Genomic DNA, 5,621 nt, shown 5'->3' on the forward strand with positions numbered 1-5,621 from the left:
AAGTGATGAGGTTCTGGCTGGAGAAAATCGCCGTCGGTGGTTCGGCAGCGGTGAGAAGTTCCAACACGGCCAATCTGGCCGATTCCTCATCGTGCAGGTTTTCACGGACGGGAATCGTGGAAGTGGGAATTCCCTGCCGGCCGATCTCCTCAATGAACCCCCGCCGGCGTTCCCGGGCGGTCTGGATGTCGGTGCGGTCCCCCAGATAGGCGAGCCTGGTGTGGCCGCGGCTGATCAGGTGAGCAGCTGCCCTCGCGGAGCCTGCGGCGTTGTCGGTCACGACGGCATCTGCTTCCACTCCTACCGGTTCACGGTCAATGAAGACCAAAGGCAGGTCACGGGAATGCTCCGGGATCACATACGCCTGGCTCCTGGCGATGGGCGTGAGGATGAGCCCGTCGACGCGCCGCCCAAGAAATGCCGCCACGATGTCCTGCTCCCGCTGGGGGTCATCATCCAGGCTCGCCGCAAAGACCGCGATTCCCCTGGCCCCAAGAGCATCTTCTATGGCCCGGTTGATCTCGCCGCTGAACGGGTTGGAAACACTCGGCAGCAACAGCCCGACCGAGAGCGTCCTTCTGCCCGCGCGGCGCAGGCTGCCGGCGGCCATGTCCAGCTGGTAGTTGAGTTGCCGTGAAGCGCTGAGCACCTTTTCCCTGGTGGCGTCCGACACGCCAGGTTCGTCGTTGATCACGCGGGAGACGGTCTTTATTCCGACGCCGGCAAGGGCAGCCACGTGGCGCATTGTCGGACGACTGGCGGAAAGGGTCGGCTGGCTACGATCGGACATCGTTGTCAAATATATCGCTCCTTCTAAGTTGCATCTATTGACTCTCTGGTGTGATGCTGATTACATCGTACATGACATCGTTGTCGAGGCCAGTGAGGGCCTCAAACATCAGGAGATTCAATGTTGAGTTCCAAAGCACCCCGTTCAACGGCCACCCGCCTCTTCGCTGCAGGAGCAGTCCTGACTCTGGGAGCGCTCAGTCTTTCAGCCTGTGGTGGAAGTTCCCCGTCCGCCTCATCAACGGGAACCGCGTCCGGTGAAAAGGTCGGCGTCTCGCTGATCGTTAAGACCACGACCAACCCGTTCTTCGTCGCCATGGAAGACGGGGCGAAGAAGGCCGCCGCGGCCGAGGGCGTGGACCTGAAGCTGGCTGCCGGCAAGGCTGACGGCGACGAGGACACCCAGATCCAGGCCATCGAGAACGCGATCTCCAAGGGCGACAAGGGCATCCTGATCACCCCCAACGGCCCGTCTGTAGTGGATGCCCTGAAGAAGGCCAAGGATGCCGGCCTGTTCGTCATCGCCCTGGACACACCTCCGGACCCGGCCGACGCCGCCGACATCACGTTCGCGACCGACAACTTCGCCGCGGGTGAGCTGATCGGCAAGTGGACCGCAGCCCAGCTGGAGGGGAAGAAAGCGACCATTGCCCTCGTCGATCTTTTTGACGACAAGGTTGTCTCCGTGGACTACAACCGGGACCAGGGCTTCCTCACGGGACTCGGCATCGACACCGCGGACAAGAAGAAGAACGGTGACGAGGCCAAGACCGGAAAGTACACCGGCGGCAAGGGCGGCGAATACGAGATCGTCGGCAGCCAGGCCTCGCRGGGCGCCGAAGACGGCGGCCGCACCGCCATGGAAACCCTCCTGTCCAAGAACCCGAACATCAACGTCGTCTACACGATCAACGAACCCGCCGCGGCCGGCGCTTTCGAGGCCCTGAAGTCTGCCGGCAAGGAAAAGGACGTTCTGGTCGTTTCGGTGGACGGTGGATGCCCCGGCGTCAACAACGTCAAGTCCGGAGTCATCGGTGCCACGGCCCAGCAGTACCCGGTCAAGATGGCCGAACTGGGAGTGAAGGCCATCGTTGACCTCGCCAAGACCGGCCAGAAGCCGGCCAACTCACCGGGGCTTGACTTCTACAACACCGGCGTCGAGCTTGTCACGGACAAGCCGGTCGACGGCGTCAAGAGCATCACCACCACCGAGGCCTCCGACATCTGCTGGGGAAAGTAACCCACCCAGCTTCACTAAGGGGACGGGGAGGCCGGAGTCCGCTATCGGCCTCCCCGCACTTCATCTACCGAGCTAGCTCCGCCCTAGCAACCATCACCGAAGATCAGGACCAATCGTGACCCAGCAACAGACCGCCGGACCGCCCAGCGCCGGGCAGGCCGACCTGGCCGAGGAATTCCTCGACCGCCAGACACCGCTTAGCCGGATACGCAATATCCTCCACCGTTACCCCGCCGTCAGCCCCGCCCTCGTGCTTCTCATCGCGGTGGTGGTGTTCAGCCTCCTCAATGAGAGGTTCCTGCGGGTTGAAAACCTCTCCCTGATTACCCAGCAGGTCTCCGTCGTCGGCACCCTGGCCATCGCCCAGACCCTCATCATCCTTACGGCAGGCATCGACCTTTCCGTCGGGGCCGTGATGATCCTGTCGTCCATGGTCATGGCCCAGCTCGCCGTCAACAACGGAATACCCGCGCCTCTCGCCCTGCTCGCAGGCCTGGTGGTCGGACTCGCCGCCGGAGCCCTGAACGGATTCCTGGTCACCAGGTTCCGGCTCCCGCCGTTCATCGTCACCCTGGGCACGCTCAACATCTTCATCGCCCTGACACTGCTCTACTCCAACGGAGCGACAGTGCGCGGCTCGGCCATGCCGCCCCTGCTGACCTGGACAGGAACCACCTTCCCGGTGGGCCCGGTCAGGATCTCCACGGGCGTCGTCATGATGCTCCTGCTCTACATCGCGGTCGCCTTCATCCTGGGCAAGACGGCCTGGGGCCGGCACGTCTACGCCGTCGGAGATGACAAGGAAGCCGCCCGCCTGGCCGGCATCCCGGTAAACCGTGTCCTCATGAGCGTCTACCTCGCAGCCGGCGCCGTCCTGGCCGTCGGCGCCTGGATCCAGATCGGACGCACCAACGCAGCCAGCCCCAACGGCGGCGTGGACCTGAACCTGGACTCCATCACAGCCGTCGTCATCGGCGGAACCAGCCTCTTCGGCGGCCGCGGCTCCGTCTGGGGAACCCTCCTCGGCGCCCTGATCGTCGGAGTCTTCCGCAACGGCCTCTCGCTCGCCGGGCTGGACGTGCTCTACCAGACGCTCGCCGTGGGCGTCCTCATCATTGTTGCTGTGTCCGTCGATCAGTGGATCCGAAAGGTCAAGTCATGACCATGACTGAATTTGAAGCCTCCCACGTCGCCACGCGCGAGCCCATCCTGCAGGCCCGGAACCTCGTCAAGACTTTCGGCCGTGTCGTGGGACTGGACGGCGTCAGCCTGGACCTGTACCCGGGCGAAGTCCTGGCGATCATTGGCGACAACGGTGCAGGCAAATCAACCCTGATCAAGTGCCTCACCGGCGCCGAAGTTCCCGACACAGGAGAACTCTTTGTATCGGGACAGCAGGTGCACTTCAAGCGGCCGCAGGACGCCAGGGTCCACGGCATCGAAACCGTGTACCAGAACCTGGCGGTCTCACCGGCGCTGGACGTCGCCTCCAACCTGTTCCTGGGCCGTGAGGAAAGGCGCGCGGGGCTCCTCGGAAGCGTGTTCCGGATGCTCGACACCAAAGGCATGCGCACCAAGGCCAAGGAAGAGCTGACCCGGTTGGGCATCTCCACCCTGCAGGACGTGACAGTGCCGGTGGAGAACCTCTCGGGCGGCCAGCGCCAGGCTGTCGCCGTGGCCCGCGCCGCAGCGTTCGGTTCAAAGGTCGTTGTGCTGGATGAACCGACGGCGGCACTTGGCGTCCGGGAATCGAACCAGGTGCTCCAGCTGGTCCGGGACCTTCGCGACCGCGGCCTGCCGGTCATCTTGATCAGCCACAACATGCCCCACGTCTTTGATGTAGCGGACAGGATCCACATCCAGCGCCTGGGCAAGTGCGCTGCCACCATCACTCCGCAATCACACACCATGACCGACGCAGTGGCGATCATGACCGGCGCAGCCACCGCCTGAGGTCCGGCTAGTACCCGCCCGCTCTACCGGAGCCCCTTCTCCGTCCGCGGACCTCCCCCAGGTCCGCGGGCGGATCCATACCGGGAGTTCCCATCATCACCATCCCACGAGAGACAGACCATGGATTACCTCACAACAGCCCGGAACGAAGCTCACCAGATGCTCGACGTCATGGTCATAGGCGAAGCGCTGATCGACGTGGTCACCACGTCGCACGACACGGTGGAACACCCCGGCGGCTCACCGGCCAACGTCGCCTACGGACTTGGCCGCCTCGCCGTCACCACAGGTCTGCTCACAGCCATCGCCTCGGACGCGCGTGGGATTTCCATCGAAAACCACCTCAGCAGCGCAGGCGTCATACTTCTGCCCGGATCAAAATCCCTCACCAAAACGGCATCGGCCACAGCAACCCTTGAACCCGACGGCTCCGCCAAGTACGACTTCGACATCTCCTGGGATCTTGCCCCGACAGCCCCCGCCTTCTTCCCAAAAATCCTGCACACCGGATCCATCGCCACTTTCCTTAATCCCGGCGCGGGCGCCGTGAAATCCCTGCTCGAACAAGCCCGCACACACTGCATGGTCACCTATGACCCGAATATCCGTCCAGCGCTGCTCGGCAGCCACAGGGAAGCTTTGGCCACCTTCGAAGAGCTCGTGCCCCTAACCGACGTCGTCAAACTCAGCGACGAAGACGCCCGCTGGCTGTACCCCCAAAAAAGCCTGGACGAAACCGCAGCACACATCCTCGGTCTGGGCGCCGGACTTACCGTCATCACCAAAGGCGCCGACGGCTCACAATTCACCACCCCCGCCGCTAACATCAGCATTCCCGCCGTGAAGTCCAAAGTTGCCGACACCATCGGCGCCGGGGACTCCTACATGTCCGCCCTGATCCTGGGCTTTCTCACCCGAGGAACCGAAGGCTTCGCCCCAGCTGTCTTGGAGCAGCTTGGACACACCGCAGCTGCAGCAGCGGCCATCACCGTGCAGCGCCCGGGAGCAAACCCCCCAACCCTGGAAGAACTCAACATCGCAATCGAAGCTCATTCCGGTGCCCAATACGGGGGTTCCTGAACCACCTAATCAAATGACGGTTGTCACACAAGACCGTTCACGAAATAAGATGGTCGCCGCCTATCTGAGGCGGCCCGCCGCGTTTCGTGATCCGTGTCCGCGAACTACGTAAAGGACACGGCGTTTGGGCTGCAGATCCAAGACCCAACGCGTCCCGGATAAGTTCGTGACGCGTCAGAAGTTTTTTGCGCCAGCAGCACCAACCGGTCGATATCCAGGTTTGTGAGTTTCTGACAGCGCCGTCACGGCGGCAATATCCTGTGGGTTCGTTCGACAGCACCCACCCACGAGCCGTGCACCAAGTTCACGCCAGATTGGCGTTCCCTCCGCAAGGCTTGCGGGCTGTTTGGTATCGGGGCCTGAAGTGCTCGCCGCGGCCGGACCCCACGTTTTGGTGACTGCGTCATAGCTTTCGCCCGAATTTGGATATGCGATCAGGGGCGTATCAGTGGCTCTGCCCAGGGCCTCCAGCGATGGGGAGACCAGCTCCAGCGGCACGCAGTTCACGCCGATAGCCGCCACGAGCGGCTCCGCCGAAAAGAGCTTTGCCGCCTGAGCC

General features: G+C 63.1%; 6 protein-coding genes. 4 read left to right on the top strand and 2 right to left on the bottom strand.

The annotated features are described in order from the left end of the window. Nucleotides 1-745, bottom strand: a 745-nt coding sequence (locus tag AC1D1W_RS19610; RefSeq protein ID WP_476944571.1) for a LacI family DNA-binding transcriptional regulator, incomplete at its 3' end; no start/stop codon positions are given. Between the two features lie 165 nt (nucleotides 746-910). On the opposite strand from AC1D1W_RS19610, the gene AC1D1W_RS19615 reads away from it, so the two are divergent. From AC1D1W_RS19615 to AC1D1W_RS19630, 4 genes are all read left to right on the top strand, one after another. Next, nucleotides 911-2,029, top strand: a complete 1,119-nt coding sequence (locus AC1D1W_RS19615) for a substrate-binding domain-containing protein (protein WP_476944572.1) — start codon at nucleotides 911-913, stop codon at nucleotides 2,027-2,029. Between the two features lie 115 nt (nucleotides 2,030-2,144). Further along, the gene (locus AC1D1W_RS19620) at nucleotides 2,145-3,191 is read left to right on the top strand and encodes an ABC transporter permease (protein WP_028275204.1); all 1,047 of its coding nucleotides are present in this window, start codon (nucleotides 2,145-2,147) and stop codon (nucleotides 3,189-3,191) included. Then, nucleotides 3,188-3,982, top strand: coding sequence for an ATP-binding cassette domain-containing protein (locus AC1D1W_RS19625; protein ID WP_028275203.1), 795 nt, complete (start codon nucleotides 3,188-3,190; stop codon nucleotides 3,980-3,982). The genes AC1D1W_RS19620 and AC1D1W_RS19625 overlap by 4 nt, the downstream gene beginning before the upstream one ends. 120 nt (nucleotides 3,983-4,102) lie before the next feature. Continuing rightward, nucleotides 4,103-5,062, top strand: coding sequence for a carbohydrate kinase family protein (locus tag AC1D1W_RS19630; protein ID WP_476944573.1), 960 nt, complete (start codon nucleotides 4,103-4,105; stop codon nucleotides 5,060-5,062). A gap of 174 nt (nucleotides 5,063-5,236) precedes the next feature. Here AC1D1W_RS19630 and AC1D1W_RS19635 read toward each other — a convergent pair. After that, nucleotides 5,237-5,621 (bottom strand): homocysteine S-methyltransferase family protein (locus AC1D1W_RS19635; RefSeq protein WP_476944574.1); only part of this gene is annotated, 385 nt, incomplete at its 5' end.

Source organism: Arthrobacter sp. P1_B4 (genome assembly GCF_056406555.1).